Genomic DNA, 22,485 nt, shown 5'->3' with positions numbered 1-22,485 from the left:
GGGCCGGAACGACGCTACTTCAACCGGGCCCAACGCCGGGCGATCACCGCCCGGGACGGCGGGTGCATCATTCCCGGGTGCAAGGCCCCGGCGCACTGGGCCGAAGTGCACCATGTGAAGCCCTGGGCGCAGGACGGGCCCACGACCGTCGACAACGGGGTCCTACTGTGCTGGTTCCACCACCACAGCATCGATACCTCCGGGTGGGAGATCCGAATGGTGAAAGGCTCACCGCAGGTGCGGGCCCCCGGGTTGATCGACCCGCAACGACTCTGGCGGCCACCGAACAGGCACCGCGCCCACCAGGTCCTCACCGGACCACCCAACCGCGACTGACCAACCGTGACGTGACCAACCGTGACGGGGCACGGCCTCCGTCAGCGGACCGGGAGCGACTCGAGGTCGAGGTCGGCTGCGGCGAGCACATCGGCACCGGCATCGCGGAGTGCGGCCATGAAGGCGGCATGAACGGATGCCCCCGGAACCTCAGTGCCCTGGAACTCGAAGGCAGGCGCCGCGCAGGCGTTGTGCACGATGGTGACGGCGAAGCCGAGGTCGAGGGCGGCCCTCGAGGTCGCATCGATGCACATGCTGCTCATCATGCCCATGACGACAAGGTGGTCGATGTTCTCAGCGCGCAACAGCCGTTCGAGGCCGGTGTCCACAAAGGCGTTCGCGGAGCCCTTGGTGAAGTGGCGCTCCGGTGTCACCGGTGCCACGAGCGGGTAGATCTCGACGCCTGTGGTCCCCGGGACGAAGAACGTCGCATCCGCTTCGGTGGCGATGTGCTGGAAGTGTATGACGGTCGTGCCGGTTGCACGGGCAGAGTCGAGGACGCCCCGGGCAACCACCGCGGCGGACTCACTCCCGGAGAGGGGATATGCGCCCCCGGGGAAGTAGTCCTTCTGGATGTCAATGACCACAATTCCAGTGCTCACACCTGCTCCGCTTCGTTTCCTGTGCCGATTCCCCCACACGACTCTAATTGTTACGGGCCGGATTTGCAGTGTCACGCGCTGCCGTATTCTCGGCTCCATCCTCCCCGTTTCATTTCCGATCCCGCAAGGACATCGTGACCGCCACATATACCGGAATCTCCGTCGAATTGCCCGTGCTGACCTGGGGCGATCCCGCCGCGTCGCGGAGCGTGCTGCTGCTTCACGGACTCACGTCCGCGGGAGCGGTCTGGTGGCGAGTCGCGAGCGGACTCGCTGCGGAGGGATGGTTCGTGGTCGCTCCCGACCAGCGTGGCCACGGTCGGGCCCCGCGCACGACCTCGTATCCGCTGGAGGGATTCGTCGCCGACACGCTGCGGCTCCGCCCGGCGCCGGGGAAGCCCTGGGACCTGGTCATCGGGCACTCGCTCGGCGGCGCTGTCGCGCTCCTCGCCGCGGCGGGCAGCGACGACTGGACTCGGAGCGTTTTGCTTCTCGACCCACCGCTCACCCTCGGACCGGACTCGGTCGCACCGCTCCTCGCCGAAACGATCGCGGAGATCACCGATCCGACAACGGCGGGAATACTCAGCCAGAACCCGGGCTGGCACGCGGAAGACGCGCACCAGAAGGTGGAGGCCGCACGTGTGGTCAGCCCGTTCACGGTCGAGCGCGTGCTGAGCGACACCAGCCCCTGGGATCTCGAACCGCACCTCGACGACGTCCGGGTGCCGGTCAGGCTCCTCGGCGCGGACCCCGCGTCGGGCAGCGCATCGGTGCTTCCCGAACAGGGCGAGCGCCTCGCAGCCCGGCACGCGAACCTCAGCTACGCGTTCGTTGCGGGTGCAGGGCATTCGATTCACCGGGACTCGGCGGATCGCGTGATTGCCGAGGCGCTCGGGGCCGCGATCACGGCCGCGCGTACAACCAGTCCATGACCGCTGGACACGCCTCGAGCACGGAAATGTGGCCGTCGTCGGGGCGCAGCCGGAGCTCGGCTCGGGGAAGGCGCCGACTCAGCCAGTCGGCGTGAGATGGCGGGACCACCCGATCCCTGACGCCCTGGAGGAGCAGGACCGGGGCGGAGACCGCGGAAACGGGGAAGCCCCACGGGGCCACGAAGGCGAGATCATCATCGATCAGGCCCTCCGGCCCCGCTTCCGAAGCCAGGCCGACATCGGTGCCCAGGGAGGCCCACGGGCCCGCCAGTGCGTCGTAGTCCGCCTCGATGAAGCTGTCCGGGTCGAAGTCCACGGTTTCCTCGTACGTTGTGCGCTCCGCGCGACCGAGCAGTGCCGCGCGGAGGGAGGCTCCGTCCGTGGCCATGCCGGCGAACCAGTCGATACCGTCGGCGTCGAGCGGGGCCAGACTCGCGAGGCAGCCCACTGCCGAGACTCGCTCCGGCAGCAGGGCGGCGCAAGCGAGGGCGTGCGGACCGCCGCCGGACGCGCCCATGACGGCGAATCGGGCGATGCCGAGCGCGTCGGCAAGCTGTTCGACGTCGGTGGCCGCGGCGGCCACGTCACGACCCGGCAGCGCAGACGAACCGCCGTAGCCGGGCCGGCCATACGAGATGAGACGGATGCCGCGAGCGGCCGCCGCGGACAGCAACGGCTCGAGCAGGGCTCCCGTCTGGGGTGAACCGTGCTGCCAGAGCACGGTGAAGGCCGAGTCGAGTTCGTGGTCGGCGGCGCTGTCGTGCACGCGGAGCGTGCGACCGTCGCGAAGGTGCAGGTCCTGAATGAACACCATGGAGACATCCTAGGCAGGGGGCGGGCAGGAGACAGGCATGAAACCGGAAGAGCCGGGCCGGGAGAAGTGTCTCTCCCGACCCGGCTCTTCCGGTCACTGAGTGGTGGCTACTCGCGCTACTCGCGCGGAAGTCCTGCCGGGTTCACGAGGGACTCGGTGACGCCCTCGGACGTGAGGCCCCAGCGGGCGAGAACGTCGCCGTATTGACCGCCCGTGATCGCCTTGTTGAGCACGATGCTGACGCCCTCGATGAGGCCGTTGCCCTTCTTGGTGCCCGCAGCGATGTTGGCGTGCGCCGGGTAGCCGCCGTTGAAGGTGCCGACGAGCCTGGTCTCACCGTTCTGGGCTGCTGCGTAGGCAGAGGTCGCGTTCGGTCCGAAGTTGGCATCGGCGCGCCCGGACTGCAGGGCGAGGTTCGCGGCTGCGGTGTCGTCGAAGTACTGGTACTCGACGGGGGCGAGGCCCTTGGCGATGTTCTCCTTGTCCCAGCCCTGGAGGATCTTCTCCTGGTTGGTCCCGGAGCCGACGATGACCTTGAGGCCGGCGACGTCCTTGGCTTCCTTGATGGACGAGATCTTCGAGTCGCTCTTCACGTAGAAGCCGAGGAGGTCCTCGCGGTAGCTCGCGAAGTCGTAGAGGTCCTTGCGGGCCTCGGTCACCGTGACGTTGGACGTGATCAGGTCGTACTTGCCGGACTGGATGCCGAGGGGCCAGTCCGCCCACGCTGCCGGCTGCAGGTTGAGCTCGAGGCCGAGACCATCGGCGATGAGCTGGGCGATGTCGGTTTCGTTGCCGATCAGGGTCGTGTCGTCGGTCGCGAACAGGCCAAGGGGAGCGACGTACGGGCTGACGACGACCGTGAGCTTGCCGGCCTCGATCGGGGTGAAACCGCTCTTCTTGATGGCCGCGATGGCCTCGGGCACCTTGTCGAGACGGATCCGGTCCTGCTTCGGGCCGAGGTTGAACGTCACAGGTGCGGCGGACGCCGAGGGAGAGGCCGCGCCTGCGGCCTGGGCCGAGCTGTTGCCGGTGCCGGCCAGGACGGCCGCGGTGATGCCGCCTGCGACGAGAGCAACGGCGGCGATGCCTCCGATGATGACCGCGGTTTTCTTCTTAATTGCCATTGTGTGCCTCTATTTCTGTGGGGTTCTGTTTGTGAATGCTGCTGTGCAGGGTGGGTGGTGGCTGATTGGCCCGGAACGCGTTTAGAGCACGCGACCCAGGAATTCTTTGGTGCGCGGGTGCTTCGGCGAACCGAAGACCTGCTCGGGGGGACCGACTTCGAGGACGTGCCCGGCGTCGATGAACACGATCCGGTCGGCGACCTCGCGGGCGAATCCGATCTCGTGGGTCACGATGATGAGCGTCGTGCCGAGTTTGGCCAGGTCTCGGATCACGTCCAGGACCTCTCCGACGAGCTCGGGATCGAGCGCCGATGTCGGTTCGTCGAAGAGCAGCACCTTGGGCTGCAGGGCCAGGGCCCGCGCTATCGCGACGCGCTGCTGCTGGCCGCCGGAGAGTTGGCGGGGATAGGCGTCCGGCTTGTCGGCGAGGCCCACCTTCGCGAGGAGTCCGAGGGCGAGTTCGCGGGCATCCGACTTGCCCAGGCGCCCGAGAGCGACGGGAGCGACGGCGATGTTCTCTGCGGCCGTGAGGTGCGGGAAGAGGTTGAAATTCTGGAAGACGACGCCAACGTTGGTGCGCCGCTTCAGGATCTCGCGTTCCTTCAGCTCGAAGAGCCGGTCACCGCGCTGCTCGTACCCGATGAGCTCGCCGTCCACGGTGACCCAGCCCCTGTCGACGCTCTCGAGGTGGTTGATTGTGCGGAGCAGGGTGGACTTGCCGGACCCCGACGGCCCGAGGATCGCGACGACCTCCCCGGGCTGCACGGTCAGGTTCACGTCGTGCAGGACTTCGTGGCCGGCGTAGCTCTTGGAGACGCCGCGAATTTCGACGAGGCCGCGGGTCGCCGGTGCGGTCAGCGTGCCGGAGGCCTGGGTTACTGCGATGCTCATGATCCGTTTCCGCCGATCCGGGTGGTGGGTGCTTCGGGTGTTTCGGGTTTCTCGTCGTGCCGCGCCCATTGGGTCTTCACCCAGCCGCGTGCCGCCTGGATGGGCGTCGGCGGAACCACTCTGAGGGCACCTCTGGCGAAGTGGCGCTCCACATAGAACTGGGCGACGCTCAGCACGGTGGTGAAGATGATGTACCAGACCACCGAGACCAGCAGCAGCGGGATCACCTGCTGGTTGCGGTTGTAGATCACCTGGGTTACGTAGAAGAGTTCGCCGAGGGCGATGACCGACACGATCGAGGTGCCCTTGATCAGGCCGATGATCTCGTTGAAGGCGTTCGGGAGAATCGCCCGGGCGGCCTGCGGCAGGATGATCCGCAACACCCGTACGTGCCGGGGGAGTCCGAGGGCGGCAGCGGCTTCCAGCTGGCCCTGGTCGACCGAGAGGATGCCGCCGCGGATGATCTCGGCGGAGTACGCCGCCTGGTTGAGCGAGAGTCCGAGCACCGCGGCAGCGAACTGGCTGACCAGGGTCACGGTGTCGAAGCTCCAGAAGTAGTTGTCGGTGAACGGGACGCCGAGCCCGAGGCGCGGGTACAGGTAGCCGAGGTTGTACCAGACGAGCAACTGGACGAGCAGCGGAACCGAGCGGAAGAACCAGATGAACGACCAGGACACGCTGTTCAGGATCGGCGACTTCGACAGCCGGGCGAGGGCGAGCAGTGTGCCGAGGACGAACCCGATCGTCCCGGAGACGACCGTGAGGGCGAGTGTCAGCTGGATGCCCTTGATAATCGCCGGTGCGAAGAAGTAGGTCGCGAAGATCGGCCAGCCGTATTTGTCGTTCGTGGCGAGGCTCCAGAGGAACTGCAGCACGACGAAGAGCACGAGGGCGCCGAAGATCCAGCGCACAACGTGGCGGGTGTGCACGACCTTGAGGGCGGCGAAATCGGGCGACTTCCGGTTCACGACCTGGTTCACGTCTCGGCGAGAAGCGGACGAGTCCTCGGTCGGCGCCGCCGACCGGTGTTCCTTCACGGTGTCCGTCATGGTCTCAGTCGCTTTCGGGGATCAGTGCGACGAAGCGCGGGTTGTCAGCGTGTTCGCGCCGGATGGCTGCATGGTGCGCCGCCGTGATGCCGGCAACGTCGAGTTCCTGGGCGTCGAGGCTCTTCGCGAAGGCGTGGATGACCACCTCATCGGGGGTGAGCGCGGTGTCGAAGAGCGGCGTGTAGCCGGTGACGAGGTAGAGGTTCTTCGCTTCGGGCTGGCGGGGGCCTGTCGTCAGGAACACCCGGTCGTAGCCGCGCCTGGCGGACTCGGCTTCGAGTTCGGCGACGACGAGCCGGGCCAGGCCCTGACGCCGATGGGTCGCGGCGGTCCAGATGCGCTTGAGCTCTGCGGTGCGCTCGTCGAACCGTTTGAACGCGCCACCGGCGATCGGGATGCCGTCGCGCACCAGCACGACGAAGGCTCCGTCGGGCGCCGCGAAGGCGTCGACCGGGTACCGGGAGATCTCGGTGGAAGCACTCTCGCCGAAGTATGAGCCGTACCGGGAGTGGTACTCCGCGGCGAGGTCCGTCAGCAGCGGCTGGGCGAGCGGGTCGTCGGCGGCGACGTAGACGAAGGTGTCTCGCGTGGTGGTGGTGCCGGCAAATTCGATGCTCACGGGGTGCCTTCCTTTCTCGTGGGTGGCGGTGGGAAGCGATGGGGAGCCAGGAAGCGGGACGACCCCGCTGGAGTTGAAACCTAAGGGGGTCTCCGAAGCGGCGCCAACGCATCCGCTTCACAATTCGTCACCTCGTCACGGCGCGACACATTGGGCGGGATTTGTCGCCGTCGAGACGACTCTTGTGTCATGAGCGACTCCAGAGGCACTGACCCCACGGGACCCGACCGCGCCCCGGCCATCGCGATCATCGGCGGCGGGCCCCGCGGATCCGGCGTGCTCGAACGCCTCGCGGCAAACCTCGACGAAACGTGGGGGAGGGACCGGCCCCTGGTCGTGCACGTGATCGACCCGTTCCCACCCGGAGCCGGCCGGATCTGGCGGCACGACCAATCCCCGCTGCTCAAACTGAATTCCCTCGCCGAGGACGTCACGATGTTCACCGACGAGACGTCGGTCATCGAGGGCCCGATTCTGCCCGGACCATCCCTGATCGAGTGGGCCGCCGGCGTCAGGGCCGGAACGATCGAGATCCCCGCGATCGACGGTGCCGGAAAGGACGGTGCCGGAAAGGACGGTGCCGGCGAGATCGATGCGGTCCTCGCCGCCGAGATCGCCGGCCTCACCGGGGCGAGCTTCCCGACCCGTCGCCTGCAGAGCCTCTATCTCGCCTGGTTCCATGAGGAGGCCGCCGCCGCACTGGGGCCGAACGTGACCGTCGAGTCCCACCGGGCCACCGCCATCCGGGTCGACGACATCGACGACGCCGCCGGCCAGATCGTGGTCCTCTCGACCGGGGTCACCCTGAACGTCGATCTCGTGCTCTACTCCCTCGGTCACAACGGTGCCGACCCGTCCCCAGAGCACGCGGCCCTCACCGAATTCGCCCGCCGTCATGACCGCTACTACCTGCCGCCCGCCTTCACGGCGGATGCCGACACGAGCGCGCTCGAGCCAGGCGAGCGGGTCATCGTGCGCGGCTTCGGCCTGGCCGCGGTGGACCTCACCGTGCTCCTGACCGAGGGCAGGGGCGGCCGCTTCACCCGGCTGCCCGATGGGCGGCTGCACTACGCGCCGTCCGGGCTCGAACCCCGGGTACTGATCGGGTCGCGCAGGGGAGTGCCGTACCACTCCAAGATCAGCTCGACCATCGTCGGGGAGCCACCGGTTCCCCGGTTCTTCACGCCCGACGTTGCCGCGGCCCTCGACAGGGACAGCTCGAGCCTCGACTTCACGAGCGATGTCTGGCCACTGATAGCGCAGGAAATGGTCTGGGGATACTACCGGGAGCTTTTCACCGGACACCCCGAGCGGGTGTCCGCGTCCTGGGCGGACTTCTCCGACCGTTTCGACGCGATCGACCCGAGGGCGCTGCCGGTCGCCGCCGCACGGCCGGAACGGTCAGGGGAACGTGCGGCGAGTCATCCGCTCACCGAGTGGGGTGCCGACACGTTCCTCATCGAGCAGGATGCGGCACGCTTCCGCGCCCTCGTCGAGTCAACCGTCACCGACCCGATCGACCGGCTGTTCCTGCCCGACTTCGACCGTCCCCTCGACGGCCTTCGGTTCGAGTCGGTCGCCGAGCTCCAGGATGCCCTGCGCGACTATATCCGCCGCGATCTCACCCTCCGCACCACGCCGGAGCACAGCGCGACCTTCGCCCTGTTCATCGCCCTGCTCCGGAGCCTCTTCGCGCTTTCGGACATCATCGATTCACCGAAATGGAGCGCGCAGTCACGGGTGCGTGACATCCACGGCTGGTGGCTCGGCTACTTCAGTTTCATCGCGAGCGGTCCACCTGGCCACCGGCTCGAGGAACTCCTCGCGCTCTCCGAAGCCGGCATCGTCGAATTCCTCGGTGGCGACCTCTGGGTCGAGACCGACGAGGTGACGGGCCTGTTCCGGGCCGGAAGCGCGAACCTCGACCGGGTCGTCACGGCGACCGCACTCGTCGACGCGCGACTTCCCGACACCGTGGTCTCCGCGAGCGACAACCCGCTGCTCAGGTCGCTCCTCGACTCCGGCGCCGGTGTCGAGGAGCAGGCGACGGATGCCGGCTTCACCGGGAGCACGGGACGTCTCGCGGTGCGCCAGGCCGACACCCGGGTCCTGACGCCGGACGGAGACCACCACCCGCGACGATTCGCCATCGGGCCGTACACGAACTCGCCGTTCGTCGGCGCCTTCTCCCGCCCGCGCACGAATGCGATCTCCTTTCGCGAGAACGACAAGGTCGCCAGGGCGCTCCTGGTCCACCTCGACAGCCTCGTGGGCGACCCGGGGCGCACTCGGCTGCCGGCCGACCTGGCCGCGAGCACCCGATGATCCGGGCGCTGTGGGCGTTCCTGGCGAGTTGCCCGGTGCCGGCCGATGAGACTCTGCTTGCGACCTCGTCGCCCTATGTCCTGCGTCTCGTTGATGACGGCGTCGCCCCCTTCGACAGAAAGGACGAGCTCACCACCTGAATTGCACCGCGGCGTGCCCGAGAGGACGAAGGGACCGGTTTCATATTCCGGTAATCGCAGGTTCGAATCCTGCCGTCGCGTCACGACCCGTCGACGCTAGGCACTGGCGCGCGATAATGCCAGCGATCACGCATTCTTTACGACATGTTTCCGTCCGCGACGGGATGTGTCGGCCAGGACCCCGGCCCGAATCGACCCGGCCTAGCGTCGACCCATGACGAATCACACCTCCCCGGCGTTCGACGCCGACTGGTCGGAGCGCGACGGCCACCTCGTGCTCGGTGCGATGGTGCGCACCCTGGGGTCCTTCCCGTCCGGTTGGAGGTATCCCGGTGCGCACAACGACCCTTCGACCGATCCCCGCGCGCTCAAGCGCCTCGCGCTCGCCGCGGAGAAGGCCGGCTTCGACTACCTGTTCCTCGGTGACTGGCTCGCGACGGATCCGGAGCTCGAGTTCTCGGACCCGCACCTGCTCTCCCGCGTCGACTCGATGAGCACAGCGGCTTACCTCGCGGCGATCACGCGACGGATCGGTCTGGTCGGAACAGTGGAGACCGCCCACTCCGAGCCATACGCGACGGCCAGGGCCGCTGCGTCGATCGACCGGCTCAGCGGAGGGCGCTTCGGGCTGAACCTCACCGTCGGATCCGATGCCAAGGTCGAGGCGAATTTCGGGCCGCCCGGAGCCCGCACCCACCTCGACCGCTTCGACGTCGCAGACGAATACGTCACCGTGCTCCGCGGCCTCTGGGACACCTGGGGCGAGAACGCCTTCACCAGGAACGTCGCGAGCGCCGCCATCATCGACCGGTCCAGGGTCACGCCCCTTGAGCACGTCGGACCGGCCTTCGCGGTGGCCGGTCCCCTCAATGTGCAACGACCCGTCCAAGGCCATGTCCCGCTCGTCCACGCCGGCACCTCGCGTCGCGCCCAGCAGTTCGCGGCCGAGCAAGCCGACATCTACGTGGTCGCACCGACGAGCCTGGGCGACGCCGCCGAGTTCTATCACGACACCAAGGCCAGGGTCGAGGCGGCCGGCCGTGCGGCATCCGCCCTGACCATCGTCGCCCTCGTCCTTCCGATCGTCGGCGAGACGCGAGCGGATGCCTGGGCCGTCTACGACCGGCTCGTGGACCTGTTCCCTGTCGACGACGGCACCCCGGAAGCGGCGGACCTCGACCTGCCCGCCAACCGGAACATCCGGCACCTGCGCCAGGTCATCGGGCTTCCGCTCGTCGAGAGACGCTTCGACGAGGCCGTCACCCCCGGCACCGCGAGCCGTTTCACCGCGGCGGGCGCCCGTCTCGTCGACGTGGTCACCCGCCGCTCCGGTCGCACGATCGGCGGCAAGCGGCCGGTCACCTATCGGCACCTCCTCGTCGCCCACCTGATCAGGTCCCCGATCGTGGTCGGGTCGCCCGCCGATATCGCCGACCACCTCGAAACCTGGTTCCGGGCGAGTGCGGTCGACGGCTTCAACGTACTGAACGCCTTCCTGCACGAACAGTTCGAGACCTTCGCCCGTCTCGTCGTGCCCGAACTCCGCAGTCGCGGGCTCATCAGGGACGAGTACGAGGCCACCACTCTCCGCGGTCACCTCGGTTCTCCACTGCCGACCGCGCCATTGCCGGCGCTCGCCGCCGCGACCGCCCCCACCACCCGCACCGACTGAAGGACAACCATGACCGAATCACACGTGACCGAGACGCCGACCGAGACGCCGACCGAGACGCCGACCGAGACGCCGGCCAGGCCCCTCCGCGTCGTCGCCGTGTCCGGCAGCCTGCACGCGCCCTCGAAGACGACGGTTCTCCTCAAGGAAATCCTCGCCTCCGTCGGCCGGGAACTCCCTATCGCCGCGCATCTCATCGGCGTGCACGAGATCGGCGAGCAGTTCGCCGGCGCGTTGCGACGCGACCAGCTGCCCGCAACGATCGAGGCCGAACTCGACCGGATCGAGGGCGCCGACCTGCTCATCGTGGCGAGCCCGGTCTACCGGGCGTCGTTCACCGGACTGTTCAAGCACCTCTTCGACTTCGTCGACCAGTACGCCCTCGTCGACAAGCCGGTGCTGCTCGCGGCCACCGGGGGGAGCGACCGCCACGCCCTGATCATCGAGCACCAGCTCCGCCCGCTGTTCGGATTCTTCCAGGCGCTCACCCTCCCGATCGGCGTCTACGCGAAGGATTCCGACTTCACCAACTACCGGGTCTCGAGCCTCGACCTGCAGGAGCGCATCGATCTCGCGGTCACACGCGCCCTGCCCTTGATTCGCAGCAGGCGGGAGAGCCTCGAAGCGGCTCTGTGACGCCGCTTTACCTTTCATGACCTGCCCGATTCCCTCACCGTGTTGCCGGACGCTAGATTGCCGGACATGACCTCCCCAGCCTCAGTTCCAGCATCAGCGCCCACGCCGTCCCCGTTCCGTCTCGGCTTCCTCGCGTTCGTCGAACACGGCGGTGTCGCCGGCGCCACGTCGCAGGGCCTGCAGGACGGAATCGACCTGTTTCGGCACGCCGACGAACTCGGTTTCGACACCGGCTGGGTGCGACACCGGCACCTCGAGAAGTACCTCTCCTCGCCGCTCACCTTCCTCTCGGTCGTCGCCCAGCACACCGAGGGCATCAGGCTCGGCACCTCCGTGACCCCGTTGCGGTTCGAGAACCCGGTGCGACTCGCCGAGGAGGCGGCCACCGCCGACCTCCTCACCGATGGACGCCTCGAGGTCGGCTTGAGCTCCGGCTACGCCCAGTCAGAAGGCATCTTCGGCCCCGTCTACGGTGCCATCACCGGCTCGCTCCGAGAAGAGGCGGATGCCCGGCTCGCCTCCTTCCGTTCGGCACTCCGCGGCGACACCCTCGCCATCGCCGACGCGAGCTTTCCCGCCTTCCCTGCCGGCACGCCACTCACTGCCCAGCCGCTGAGCCCGACCCTCTCCGACCGCCTCTATTACGGCGCAGGCGCGACCCCGAGCGCAGTGCGCACCGGCCAGCAGGGCCTCCGCCTGCAGCTCTCGACCCTCAACACGGAACCGAGCGAGCTTTCCTTCGAGGAAGCCCAGCTCGAGTCGATCACCGCGTACCGTGCCGCCCATGCCGCTGTCACCGAGCGACCGTCCTACGCACTCGTCGGACGTCAGGTGCTGCCGATCCTCGGCAGGGACGACGCTGACGAATTCGCCTGGCTGATCGAGCGCGACGAGGAGCGGCAGCGCGCCCACGGCACTCCCGGAGCCGCCCTGCCGTTCCAGTTCGGCAAGGTGCCTTCCGGCGATCCGGACGACATCATCGAGGCCCTCCTCGCCGACGTCGCCTTCCGTGGTTCCGACGAGCTCGTGATCGCCCTTCCCTTCGACCATCCGCCGGCGGGGTTGCACCGCATTCTCACGGCCGTGGCCGAACGCATCGCCCCCGCCCTCGGCTGGACGCCGCGCCGTTAGGCCCCATCCGCGAATACCCGGCCGCCCATACAGATCCGGGTGGCACTGTCAACCCCCTTTTGCCGGAACTGACAGCCCGTAGCGTGAAAGGACGCACAGCGACGTGCGCGCGAATCCCTCGGTTCGCGAGCTCAGCAAGGACAGCGCCATGAACACACTCAGCCTCACCCACTTTTCACAGCGCGGGCAGCGGCAGGGAGACGACAGTCATTCGTCGCTGCTCCTTGCTGATGCTCTCCGCTTCGCCAGGACGGCCTGCGCGGGGAAACGCGACGAGGCAGGGGAGGCGGCCATCGAGCATCCGCTTCGTGTGATGGCCGCACTGGCACGCGAGGACGAGAAAGTCGTCGCCCTGCTGCACGACACCTGCGCGTCGTCCGGCCCCGGCCTGGCCGGACTGCGCGGCTTCGTACCCAACCGGCTGCTGATGGCCGTCACTGCGCTTGGGCACGGCTTCGAGGAAACGGACGAGATCTCGTTCCGGTTCCTGCTCGCCGACCCGATCGCCCTCGCCGTGAAGCTCGCCTGCGTCGGAGACCTCACCGATCCGGGGCGGCTCGCCCGACTTGACCCGTTCACCCGTCGGCGCCGGGAAATCGCGGGTGCTGCCGCCGCGCGCGGACTCGGGACAACCCTCGACGCGATCCGCACTCCGTTCGCAACGCCGTGATCGCCGAATAACGGAGTACGCTCAGTTTTAGGGCATACTCCTCACTACGGGGGTGTCGCCCCGACCGTGAGGAGTGCACCATGGCGCACGCCACCGAGAATCGATGAGCTTTTCGGCGAGCACTTCTTCGCGACCAACTTCTGGCAGATGTGGCGCACGACGTTCGCCTTCCAGAACTGGCACTCCGCCGCCGAACTGCGTCGGTACTTCAAGCGCTTCATCCAGGAATTCGACCGGATCCACCTCCTGTCCGGCGTCAGCCGGACCACGTACAACCAATACGATTCGATGGTCGTGCCGACGTCGACTTCGCCGCGGCTCTGGAACCACGCCGGGCGACCCGGCTTCACCTCGAGAACGCCGAGGGGACATCCGCTCTCGACCTCGACGACAACACCTTCATCACAATCGGTTCGATCACTGACAAGAAGATGTCCGAGGCGACGGGCGAAGAGATCCTGACGGAGCTCGTGCACCAGCTCGGCTTCGAGGACATCCTCGACGAGGTGCTCGCGTCGACCGACGTGACAACGGTCATGATGCCGTATGCGTCAGCCCTCTTTAGCCGGCGCGTGCCGGAGGACCGGCCGAAGGTGCTCCCGGACGGCGCGGAGAACTTCGCCTTCCTCGGCCAGTTCACCCCACTACCCGAGGACGTCGTCTTCACGGTCGAGTACTCCGTGCACGGCGCCATGCAGGCGGTCTATACGCTCTTCGACGTCGAGAAGCCCATCCCGCCGATCTATCACGGGTTACTGGACCCGAAGGTCGACCTGCACGCGCTCGCAGCGGCGTTCCGGTAACCCGCTTCCCCCGCGTCCTGTGTCCGCGAGAGCCCGCCGCACCGCTACCCGACGGCGCGTTCGATCCCCGCCGCGGCGTAGATGGCATCGATGGCCGCCATGTTGCCGACGGAATCGTCCCCCTCGGTGAGGAGCGGCTCGCCGCTCGCAAGGCCGCGCACGACCGCATCGAGCTGGTGATCGTAGGTCTCGTTGCCGCGAACGGTGAGCCAGCGTTCGATTCCCCGGCTGACTTCGCGGATGCTGTGGCCGCGGGACGGGAAAACCATGTTGTCCACGTGCACGGTGCCCTCTGTCCCGACGATGTCGAACGAGGTGTCGAGGGGAGTGCCCGCGATCATGCTCGAGGAGACCCGGGCGGTGACGCCGGAGGGGAACACCAGTGCGGCATCCATGCTCATGTCGGCCCCCAGCGGGTTCAGGGTGGCTACGGCGCTCGTGACGAGGGGTTCCTCGCCGGTGAGGGCCCGCACCCAGTGCAGCGGGTAACACCCGAGGTCCATCAACGAACCACCGCCGAGGGCCGGGATGTGCCGGATCGACGTCGGGTCGAAGGGGTTGCTGCCGGAGAATTCGCCGCGCAGGGACACGACGTCGCCGAGCCGGCCGGACGCGACAATGGCGTCGAGCTCGAGGCTGAGCGGGTGGTAGCGGTCGTGGAACGCCTCGATGAGACGCTGCCCCGTCTCGGCGGCCGCCTGGCGCATCAGCCCGGCCTGGGCGGCGTTCATCGCGAAGGGCTTTTCGCAGAGCACGTCCTTGCCGGCCTCGAGCGCTGCAATCGACCACTCGGCGTGCTCCGAGGGCGGCAGCGCGACATAGACGAGGTCGATCTCCGGGTCCGCAAGGAGTGCGCGGTAGTCGCCGTATGAGCGGTCGATGCCGTGTTCCTGCGCATAGGCGGCGGCAGCGGATGCCCGGCGCGAGGCGACCGCGGCGATCACGACATCGGTTCGTCGCCGGGCGGGGCGGATGATCGCGGACGGCGCGATGCCGGCGGCACCGAGGATTCCGATCCTGAGCATCAGCGCACCGACCCACGGGCCGCGACATTGCGGCGACTATTTGTTGCGTGTAGTGACATATTCGGGACACTACCATTGAGCAGCGGCCTGCCGCATCTCACGTGCCGCTATCGCTGGATCTGTCGAAGAATCGAATCGGAGGGGCTCGTGTCTGAACCCGTTTCCCCGGCCGGCCGCCGCCGCCTCGCGGTACTGGGGTCTCCCATCGGTCATTCGCGCTCGCCCCTGCTGCACACGACGGCGTACACCCTGCTCGGTCTCCCGTTCGACTATTCCCGGGCCGAGGTCCGCTCGGGCGAGCTGGCCTCGTGGCTCGTCTCCCTCGACGACAGCTGGCTCGGGCTCAGCCTCACCATGCCGCTCAAACGCGAGGTCGTCCCGCTGCTCGACACGACCTCGTCGCTCGTCGACGACCTCGGCGTCGCGAACACCGTGCTGTTCACGGCCGACAATGGCACGCGCCGGTTGCACGGCTTCAACACCGACGTCGACGGCATCGTCCGTACGGTTTCGACGCTGGACTCTGCTCGACCCTCCTCTGCCGCGATCCTCGGCGGTGGTGCGACGGCAGCCTCGGCACTTTACGCGGCTCACGCGCTCGGCGCGGGGGAGATCACGGTCTACCTGCGGGATCCCGCCAGGGCCACCGACCTGTCGGCCCTCGGCGACCAGCTCGGGGTCCCCGTGCGGGTTCGGCGGCTCGACGAGCTGGACGCGGCCGGCCCGCTCTCCTTCGTCATCAGCACGCTGCCGGGCGGGGTTGCGGACGGCCTCGACCTCCGGCCCCTTGACGCCGGTTCCATCCTCTTCGACGTGGCGTACGACCCGTGGCCGAGCCCGATCGCCGAGGGTTGGGGTGCCGCAGGCGGCGTCGTCTTCAGCGGGCTCGACATGCTCGTCGAGCAGGCGATCAGCCAGGTGCGCATCTTCACCGGCGGGAAACAGGACCAACCCCTGCACGGTGAGGCGGGCATCCGCGCTGCCATGCGGTCGGCCGTCGGCCTTGCGCCCGCGCACTCCCCGGCAGGGGGAGAGGCCTCATGACCGGCGCGACGGCACGGTCCTCTGTGCGGATGCGCTCGATCGTGCTCGGCGAGGGCAGGCCGCAGATCTGCGTTCCGTTGGTCGGGGCGACGATCGCCGAACTCGCGGCGGCCGCCTCCGGACTCATCGCCGGGGACTATGACCTCGTCGAACTCCGGATCGACTTCTTCTCCGAATCGGATATCCCAGCGGCCGTCCGGGAAGCGATCGCCGTCGTGCGTGCTGCCCTTCCGGAGGGCGTCCCGGTGATCTTCACCTTCCGCACGAAACGGGAAGGCGGGCAGCGGGACATCCTCCCGGAGGCCTACGCCGACCTGCTCGGGCTGGCGATCGCCGCCGGGGTCGATGCGGTCGACGTCGAACTCTTCACCGAGCGGTCGTGCCTGCTCCGCATCGTGAGCGCGGCCCACGAGGCGGGCGTCCTCGTCGTGATGTCCTCGCACGACTTCGAGTCCACGCCGCCGCGGGCCGAGATTCTCGCACGCTTCGCGGAGCAGCAGGCACTCGGGGCGGATGTGCTCAAGCTCGCGGTGATGCCGTCGAGCCCGCGCGATGTCCTCACCCTGATGGACGCGACCGCCGAGTTCGTCGCCGAGCAGGCCCGGCGCCCGGTGATCGCGATGTCCATGGGGGGACTCGGCGTGGTGTCGAGGCTGGCCGGGGAGACCTTCGGTTCCTGTGTCACCTTCGGTTCCGTCGGAGCCTCGAGCGCCCCGGGCCAGATCGAGGCCAGCGAGTTGCGGGCCGTCCTGGACCTGGTGCACGGAGCCCGGTGACCGGGCCTGCTGAGCCCCGCCAGATCGCTGTGTGCTAGATCGCGGTGTCGTCGAGCTCGAGGGTCGATTCGCGTTCGCGGAAGATGTTCAGCTGGCGACGCCGGTACTCGGAAAACATGCTGCCCACCTCCGACGGTGCCAGGGTCTGGCCGTGCTCGGGTTCGTCGGCGTGCTTCAGGCTCTCGGTGTACGCGACGTTCTCGGTGCGCTCGGTGCGCTCGGTGTGCTCGGTGTGCTCGTAGTTCTCCGCGTGTTCGGACTTCTGCGGCAGGTCGGAGGATTCGTGGTTCATGGGGATACCCAATTCTTTCTCTGGGGTGAGTGTGGGGGAACTGCTGCGGCGGCGAGCGAACCGGGGACAACCGGCAGTGGTGCCGGGCGTTCCTGGTGAGCGCTCTCAGCGCGTGGTGTGGGCCGATGGGTGGCGCAACGGATGATGTCGCGAACCGACGTGAGGCGAAGCCTGGAGTCGTTCCCGCATCAGTGGTCCTTCCGTGATGAAGCGGTTTCTCGGGTGCGGCAGTACGGCGGGTTACCGAACGGCCGACGGGGATCCTGAAGCACTTCATCGGGCGGAGGAGCTTTGGAGGAACGTTATGTGATTCACTCCGAGATGTCAACGGCCGGATATCGGCGATCCATGAGATATTTCTGAGTATCACCGTGTCTCAGGCGAGGTCTCTGTCGTGCGGGAATAGGAAACCCCCGATCGAGGTTGGGTACGATATCCATGCAAATGCATTGAAAATACTGCCCGAGAAAATGCAGTGAACACTCAGAGAGGCTGACCATGCAGTTCGGAATCTTTTCGGTCGGGGACCTGACAACCGACCCGACCACCGGCCGTACCCCGACCGAGCAGGAGCGCATCAAGGCGATCCTGACGATCGCCCAGAAGGTCGAAGAAGTCGGACTCGACGTGTTTGCAACCGGTGAGCACCACAATCCGCCCTTCGTGCCCTCGAGCCCGACCACGATGCTCGGCTACATCGCGGCCAAGACCGAGCGCATCATCCTCTCCACGGCGACGACCCTGATCACGACGAGTGACCCGGTCAAGATCGCCGAAGACTTCGCGATGCTCCAGCACGTCGCCGACGGCCGGGTGGACCTGACCCTCGGCCGCGGCAACACCGGCCCGGTCTACCCGTGGTTCGGCCAGGACATCCGCCAGGGCATTCCCCTCGCGCTCGAGAACTACGCGCTCCTGCGCCGGCTCTGGACCGAGGAATTCGTGGACTGGGAGGGCCAGTTCCGCACCCCGCTGCAGGGCTTCCAGTCGACGCCCCGCCCCCTGGACGGCGTCGCGCCGTTCGTCTGGCACGGCAGCATCCGCACCCCGGAGATCGCGGAGCAGGCCGCATTCTACGGCGACGGCTTCTTCGCCAACCACATCTTCTGGCCGGCCTCGCACACCGCGAAAATGGTCGGGTTCTATCGCCAGCGCTTCGAGCACTACGGCCACGGCACCGCCGAGCAGGCGATCGTCGGACTCGGCGGCCAGGTCTTCATGCGCAAGAACTCGCAGGACGCCGTGAAGGAGTTCCGCCCGTACTTCGACAACGCGCCCGTCTACGGCCACGGCCCGAGCCTCGAGGAATTCACCTCGCAGACGCCGCTCACCGTCGGCAGCCCGCAGGAAGTCATCGACCGCACTCTCGGCTTCCGGGACTACGTGGGCGACTACCAGCGCCAGCTGTTCCTGATGGACCACGCCGGACTGCCGCTCAAGACCGTTCTCGAACAGCTCGATCTGCTCGGTGAAGAGGTTGTGCCCGTGCTGCGCCGCGAGTTCGCGAAGAACCGTCCGGCAACGGTTCCGGATGCCCCCACCCACGCGTCGCTCGTTGCTGCGGCGGCCGCGGCTCCCGTCGGCGCATCCGTCGGCGCTCCGGTCGAGGTGGCCTAGCCATGACGGAACGCACCCGTACCATCGCCGTCGTCACCGCAGGACTCAGCCAGCCGTCCTCGACGAGGATGCTCGCCGACCGTCTTGCGGAGGCGACCTCCTCCCGCCTGGCCGAGAAAGGCATCCCCGCCGAGGTCAGGATCTTCGAACTGCGCGACGTCGCCCTCGACGTGATGAACAACATGCTCACCGGGTTCCCGAGCCCGAAGCTCGATGCGGTGATCGAAGCCGTGACCGGCGCGGACGGGCTCATCGCCGTCACCCCGATCTTCACGACCAGCGCGAGCGGCCTCTTCAAGTCGTTCTTCGACGTCATCGACAACCGGTCGCTGACCGACATGCCGACGGTCATCGCGGCGACGGCGGGCACCGCACGCCATTCCCTGGCCCTTGACTACGCCATCCGCCCGATGTTCACCTACCTGCACGCGGTCGTCGCCACCACCGCGGTGTTCGCCGCATCGGAGGACTGGGGAAGCGGCGCGGACACGGTCAAGACGCTGCCCGACCGCATCGACAGGGCGGCCGGGGAACTCGCGGCTCTCATCGCGGCATCCGATCGCTCGAATTCCGTGCGCGACCCGTTCACGATCGACGCGTCCTTCAGTCCGACGGGCGGATTCCAGCCCTCGATCTGACCGGTTCCCTGCGAGAATGGGGGAATGCCCGCACCTACCGCTCTCCCCGCTGATCCCGAGCTGCTCGCGCAACTCCTGCTCGCTCGTCGCGCGACCGCGTTCTTCGCGCACGAGCTCAACGGGTTGTCGAACGTCGACCTCGACGGCGACTCGCTGTTGCCCGGCTGGAGCCGCCGTCACGTGATCGCCCATGTCGCATATAACGCGAGGGGCATCGTACGACTCGTGACCTGGGCGCGCACCGACGTCGAAACGCCGATGTACGTCTCGAACGCGGCTCGCGACAGCGACATCGCCGCCGGGGCCGAGCTCGACCGCGACGCCCTGCGGACCCTCTTCGACGTCGCGACCATCCAGCTCGACGCCGCGTGGCGCCGGCTCACCCCCGAGACGTGGAGCCACCCGGTCCGGACCCCGAGCGGCCGGGAGATTGCCGTGTCCGAGACCGTGTGGATGCGCAACCAGGAACTCTGGGTGCACACGATCGACCTCGCGACCGGCGCATCCTTCGCCGACGTGCCGGTCGAGGTGCTCGATCGCCTGCTCACCGAGATCACCTCGGCCTGGGCGACCCGGGGTGACGGGGGAGACCTCGTGCTCTCCGTCACTGATTCCCACGACGAGCGCAGGTTCGGCGACCTCCATTCCGCGCATCCCATCGTCGTGTCCGGCAGCCTCGCTGGCCTCGTCCAGTGGGCGACCGGGCGTGGCGGTTCCGGCGTGGGTTCGAGCGCCGGGACTCCGGCCGACCCGCCTCGGTGGCTCTGAGCCCAGCTGAACGATCCTGCTGAACGATCGCGCTGAACGATCCCGCCGCGTGGCAGACTGGTACTCGAAGCAACGGGGGCTGACAGTGGACGATCCGCGCGCGAACATGCAGGACAACCGACTGATCGCCCTCGGCGCGCCGCGTGCCGACTGGACGAAGACACCCGGGCGCTCGCTCGGATTCTGGATCACCCTCGCCGGATTCGTCCTCGCTCTCGTGCTCCCGTTCTGGGGAGTCATCGCTGTCCTCGTCGGGCTCGCATACTCGATGCGCGCGCTCCGGGTCATGCCCGCCGGCGTGCACGGCCGGGGCCTGGTCCTGATCGCGCTGGGCGTCGCGGCCGTGACCGTCGTCGTCGTCGTGGCGCGCGGCATCCTCGGGGCCTGAACCTCTGGGCCTGTTCGCACTCCGTTCGCCGACCGCGTAACCGGGGGTTTCCCAGCATGAGGCGGGAATGAAACCCACGGCCTGACGTTGAGTTGAGTCAATAGCACTCAAGTTTCAAGATCAGGAGGTCTCGTGCCTACATTCTTCGGTCCCGCGGATTCCGGTAACGGTTCGTTCGACGAGTTCATCGCCCGCTACCTGCAGGGCCAGCAGGGTGCTGCACCCACAGGGCGCCCGATCGACATCACCCGGCTGCTCAGCCGCCGCACCCACGAGGTGCTCGCCGAGGCCGCCCAGTACGCGGTCGAGCACGGGCACTCCCACGTCGACGTCCTGCACATTCTCCGGGTCCTCGTCCTGCGCGAACCGGCCGCCCAGGCGATCCGGAATACCGGCACAGACCCCGCGGCCCTCGCCCTGGCCGCCGAGCAGCGCCTGCCGGAGCGCTCCGCCCCGACCGGAGACGCGACGCCGGGACTCACCCCCTCCGCCCAGCGCGCCCTCCTCGACGCGCACCAGATCGCGCGCGCCTTCGGGTCGACCTACATCGACCCCGAACATCTCTTCTTCGCCTTCGTGGTGAACGAGGACTCCCCGGCCGGCCAGGTCCTCGCTGCGGCCGGCGTCACCCAGGAATCCCTGCAGGCCGGTGCACGCGAGCCGCAGGCGGATGCGACGGGCCAGGACCCTGCCCCGGCATCCGCTTCGGAAACGCCGATGCTCGACACCTACGGCACCGACCTCACGGCCCGGGCCCGCGACGGGAAACTCGACCCGGTGATCGGCCGTGCCGACGAGATCGAACAGACGATCGAGATCCTCTCCCGGCGCACCAAGAACAACCCGGTTCTGATCGGCGAGGCCGGCGTCGGCAAGACCGCCGTCGTCGAAGGGCTCGCGCAGGCCATCGTGGCGGGAACCGTGCCGGAGCAACTGCGCGGCAAGCGCGTCGTGGCACTCGACCTCGCGGCGATGGTCGCCGGGACCCGGTACCGCGGCGACTTCGAGGAACGCCTCGGTAAGACCATGGACGAGATCACCGCGCACAGCGGCGAGCTCGTGATCTTCATCGACGAGCTGCACACGGTCGTCGGCGCCGGCGGATCCGGCGACGGCGGCATGGACGCCGGAAACATCCTCAAGCCGCGGCTGGCTCGCGGTGAGCTGCACGTGATCGGCGCGACGACGCTCAAGGAGTACCGCAAGGTCGAGAAGGACCCGGCCCTCGAACGCCGTTTCCAGACCGTGCGGGTCGGCGAGCCGAGCATCGACGACGCGGTGAGCATCCTCGCGGGGCTGCGCGGCCGCTACGAAGAGCACCACGGCGTGCGCTACACCGACGAGGCGCTGCGTGCCGCCGTCGAGCTTTCCGCACGCTACGTGTCCGACCGGTTCCTGCCCGACAAGGCCATCGACCTGATCGACCAGGCCGGTGCCCGGCTGCGCCTGACCCTCGGCTCCCTGCCCGACCGTGAGGCCCTCGAGGCCCTGCGTGCGCGCGTGGTGACACTCGAGGAGGCGAAGAGCGCCGCCGTCCTCACCGAACAGTACGAGGAGGCCTCCCGGCTCCGGGACGAGATCGAGACGGTCCAGGCACAGCTGCAGCTCCAGGAAGACCCCGCCCAGGCCGTTGCAGCAGAGGCCGTCGTCGGCGAGGCCGAGATCGCCCGCGTCATTGCCCGCGCGACGGGCATACCCGTCGCCCGGCTCACCGCGGACGACCGTTCCCGCCTCGGCCTGCTCGAGGCCGAGCTGCACGAACGCGTCGTCGGACAGGACGACGCCGTCACGCTCATCGCCAAGGCGGTGCGCCGCAATCGCACGGGCATGAACGATGCCGGCCGACCCGTCGGCAGCTTCCTGTTCCTCGGGCCGACGGGCGTCGGTAAGACAGAGCTCGCCAAGGCCCTCGCTGAATCGTTGTTCGGCGACGAGCACGCGATGGTGCGCTTCGACATGAGCGAGTTCGGCGAACGGCACACCGTGAGCCGGCTCGTCGGGTCCCCTCCCGGCTACGTCGGCTACGACGAGGCCGGGCAGCTGACCGAGCGCGTGCGCAGGAACCCGTACTCGGTGATCCTGCTCGACGAGATCGAGAAGGCCCACCCCGACGTGTTCAACCTGCTGTTGCAGGTGCTCGACGACGGCCGCCTGACCGACGGCCAGGGTCGCACCGTCGACTTCCGGAAC

At 68.0% G+C, this 22,485-nt stretch carries 25 protein-coding genes and 1 tRNA gene; 17 read left to right on the top strand and 9 right to left on the bottom strand.

Annotated elements, in window-relative coordinates; translation table 11 throughout:
• Positions 1–336 (top strand): HNH endonuclease signature motif containing protein (locus QN345_RS05435; protein WP_323508486.1); only part of this gene is annotated, 336 nt, incomplete at its 5' end.
• A 41-nt stretch (positions 337–377) separates the two neighbouring features.
• Here QN345_RS05435 and QN345_RS05430 read toward each other — a convergent pair.
• The gene (locus tag QN345_RS05430; RefSeq protein ID WP_198413439.1) at positions 378–938 is read right to left on the bottom strand and encodes a cysteine hydrolase family protein; all 561 of its coding nucleotides are present in this window, start codon (positions 936–938) and stop codon (positions 378–380) included.
• A 134-nt stretch (positions 939–1,072) separates the two neighbouring features.
• Between QN345_RS05430 and QN345_RS05425 the strand changes: the two genes are divergently transcribed.
• On the top strand, positions 1,073–1,873 hold the full coding sequence (locus QN345_RS05425; RefSeq protein WP_322136060.1) for an alpha/beta hydrolase: 801 nt from the start codon (positions 1,073–1,075) through the stop codon (positions 1,871–1,873).
• On the opposite strand, the gene QN345_RS05420 is transcribed toward QN345_RS05425, so the two are convergent.
• From QN345_RS05420 to QN345_RS05400, 5 genes are all read right to left on the bottom strand, one after another.
• Positions 1,845–2,687: an alpha/beta fold hydrolase gene (locus tag QN345_RS05420; protein ID WP_134559972.1), complete on the bottom strand. Its 843-nt coding sequence runs from the start codon at positions 2,685–2,687 to the stop codon at positions 1,845–1,847. The genes QN345_RS05425 and QN345_RS05420 overlap by 29 nt on opposite strands.
• 116 nt (positions 2,688–2,803) lie before the next feature.
• On the bottom strand, positions 2,804–3,811 hold the full coding sequence (locus tag QN345_RS05415; RefSeq protein ID WP_134559974.1) for an ABC transporter substrate-binding protein: 1,008 nt from the start codon (positions 3,809–3,811) through the stop codon (positions 2,804–2,806).
• 81 nt (positions 3,812–3,892) lie between these two features.
• Positions 3,893–4,702 (bottom strand): amino acid ABC transporter ATP-binding protein, encoded by an 810-nt coding sequence (locus QN345_RS05410; protein ID WP_322136058.1) that lies wholly within the window; start codon positions 4,700–4,702, stop codon positions 3,893–3,895.
• Complete coding sequence (locus tag QN345_RS05405) at positions 4,699–5,751, bottom strand: amino acid ABC transporter permease (RefSeq protein WP_322136057.1); 1,053 nt, start codon at positions 5,749–5,751, stop codon at positions 4,699–4,701. The genes QN345_RS05410 and QN345_RS05405 overlap by 4 nt, the downstream gene beginning before the upstream one ends.
• Before the next feature lie 4 nt (positions 5,752–5,755).
• On the bottom strand, positions 5,756–6,370 hold the full coding sequence (locus QN345_RS05400; protein ID WP_322136056.1) for a GNAT family N-acetyltransferase: 615 nt from the start codon (positions 6,368–6,370) through the stop codon (positions 5,756–5,758).
• Positions 6,371–6,559: 189 nt separating this feature from the next.
• On the opposite strand from QN345_RS05400, the gene QN345_RS05395 reads away from it, so the two are divergent.
• From QN345_RS05395 to QN345_RS05370, 6 genes are all read left to right on the top strand, one after another.
• Positions 6,560–8,695, top strand: a complete 2,136-nt coding sequence (locus QN345_RS05395) for an FAD/NAD(P)-binding protein (protein WP_322136055.1) — start codon at positions 6,560–6,562, stop codon at positions 8,693–8,695.
• A 147-nt stretch (positions 8,696–8,842) separates the two neighbouring features.
• A tRNA-Met gene (locus QN345_RS05390) sits at positions 8,843–8,916 on the top strand.
• 133 nt (positions 8,917–9,049) lie between these two features.
• Positions 9,050–10,507 carry an NtaA/DmoA family FMN-dependent monooxygenase gene (locus QN345_RS05385; RefSeq protein ID WP_134448835.1) on the top strand — a complete coding sequence of 486 codons (1,458 nt, stop codon included), beginning with the start codon at positions 9,050–9,052 and terminating at the stop codon, positions 10,505–10,507.
• A 9-nt stretch (positions 10,508–10,516) separates the two neighbouring features.
• Positions 10,517–11,143 carry an FMN reductase gene (msuE, locus tag QN345_RS05380; RefSeq protein ID WP_323508485.1) on the top strand — a complete coding sequence of 209 codons (627 nt, stop codon included), beginning with the start codon at positions 10,517–10,519 and terminating at the stop codon, positions 11,141–11,143.
• A gap of 66 nt (positions 11,144–11,209) precedes the next feature.
• Positions 11,210–12,274: an LLM class flavin-dependent oxidoreductase gene (locus tag QN345_RS05375; protein WP_322136052.1), complete on the top strand. Its 1,065-nt coding sequence runs from the start codon at positions 11,210–11,212 to the stop codon at positions 12,272–12,274.
• 148 nt (positions 12,275–12,422) lie between these two features.
• A complete protein-coding gene (locus QN345_RS05370) occupies positions 12,423–12,944 on the top strand; it encodes a phosphohydrolase (protein ID WP_134448838.1) in 522 nt (173 codons plus the stop codon).
• A 44-nt stretch (positions 12,945–12,988) separates the two neighbouring features.
• On the opposite strand, the gene QN345_RS05365 is transcribed toward QN345_RS05370, so the two are convergent.
• A complete protein-coding gene (locus QN345_RS05365; protein WP_322137415.1) occupies positions 12,989–13,165 on the bottom strand; it encodes a hypothetical protein in 177 nt (58 codons plus the stop codon).
• Between QN345_RS05365 and QN345_RS20545 the strand changes: the two genes are divergently transcribed.
• Entirely contained in the window at positions 13,092–13,406 is a 315-nt protein-coding gene (locus tag QN345_RS20545; RefSeq protein WP_347233218.1) for an oleate hydratase, read from the top strand. The two genes, QN345_RS05365 and QN345_RS20545, sit on opposite strands and share 74 nt — an antisense overlap.
• On the top strand, positions 13,346–13,747 hold the full coding sequence (locus tag QN345_RS20540; RefSeq protein WP_369125149.1) for an oleate hydratase: 402 nt from the start codon (positions 13,346–13,348) through the stop codon (positions 13,745–13,747). Before QN345_RS20545 ends, QN345_RS20540 begins: the two co-directional genes overlap by 61 nt.
• Before the next feature lie 44 nt (positions 13,748–13,791).
• Here QN345_RS20540 and QN345_RS05355 read toward each other — a convergent pair whose 3' ends face one another.
• A complete protein-coding gene (locus QN345_RS05355; RefSeq protein ID WP_134448841.1) occupies positions 13,792–14,772 on the bottom strand; it encodes a Gfo/Idh/MocA family protein in 981 nt (326 codons plus the stop codon).
• A 147-nt stretch (positions 14,773–14,919) separates the two neighbouring features.
• On the opposite strand from QN345_RS05355, the gene QN345_RS05350 reads away from it, so the two are divergent.
• Positions 14,920–15,816 carry a shikimate dehydrogenase gene (locus QN345_RS05350; protein ID WP_322140757.1) on the top strand — a complete coding sequence of 299 codons (897 nt, stop codon included), beginning with the start codon at positions 14,920–14,922 and terminating at the stop codon, positions 15,814–15,816.
• Complete coding sequence (gene aroD, locus QN345_RS05345; RefSeq protein ID WP_322140758.1) at positions 15,813–16,592, top strand: type I 3-dehydroquinate dehydratase; 780 nt, start codon at positions 15,813–15,815, stop codon at positions 16,590–16,592. Before QN345_RS05350 ends, aroD begins: the two co-directional genes overlap by 4 nt.
• Before the next feature lie 34 nt (positions 16,593–16,626).
• On the opposite strand, the gene QN345_RS05340 is transcribed toward aroD, so the two are convergent.
• Positions 16,627–16,884 (bottom strand): hypothetical protein, encoded by a 258-nt coding sequence (locus QN345_RS05340; protein WP_134448844.1) that lies wholly within the window; start codon positions 16,882–16,884, stop codon positions 16,627–16,629.
• A 498-nt stretch (positions 16,885–17,382) separates the two neighbouring features.
• Between QN345_RS05340 and QN345_RS05335 the strand changes: the two genes are divergently transcribed.
• The 5 genes from QN345_RS05335 to QN345_RS05315 form a co-directional block, all read left to right on the top strand.
• Positions 17,383–18,501, top strand: a complete 1,119-nt coding sequence (locus QN345_RS05335; RefSeq protein ID WP_134448845.1) for an LLM class flavin-dependent oxidoreductase — start codon at positions 17,383–17,385, stop codon at positions 18,499–18,501.
• A 2-nt stretch (positions 18,502–18,503) separates the two neighbouring features.
• Positions 18,504–19,139 carry an FMN reductase gene (locus QN345_RS05330; protein ID WP_134448846.1) on the top strand — a complete coding sequence of 212 codons (636 nt, stop codon included), beginning with the start codon at positions 18,504–18,506 and terminating at the stop codon, positions 19,137–19,139.
• Between the two features lie 24 nt (positions 19,140–19,163).
• Positions 19,164–19,907, top strand: coding sequence for a maleylpyruvate isomerase family mycothiol-dependent enzyme (locus tag QN345_RS05325; RefSeq protein ID WP_134559994.1), 744 nt, complete (start codon positions 19,164–19,166; stop codon positions 19,905–19,907).
• 106 nt (positions 19,908–20,013) lie between these two features.
• The gene (locus QN345_RS05320; protein WP_322136046.1) at positions 20,014–20,295 is read left to right on the top strand and encodes a hypothetical protein; all 282 of its coding nucleotides are present in this window, start codon (positions 20,014–20,016) and stop codon (positions 20,293–20,295) included.
• 132 nt (positions 20,296–20,427) lie between these two features.
• On the top strand, positions 20,428–22,485 hold a 2,058-nt coding region (locus QN345_RS05315; protein WP_323508484.1), incomplete at its 3' end, for an ATP-dependent Clp protease ATP-binding subunit.

Source organism: Cryobacterium sp. 10I1 (genome assembly GCF_035019805.1).
Lineage (GTDB): Bacteria > Actinomycetota > Actinomycetes > Actinomycetales > Microbacteriaceae > Cryobacterium > Cryobacterium glucosi.
The sequence above is the reverse complement of the archived record's forward strand: the minus strand, read 5'-3'. Positions and strand labels throughout refer to the sequence as shown.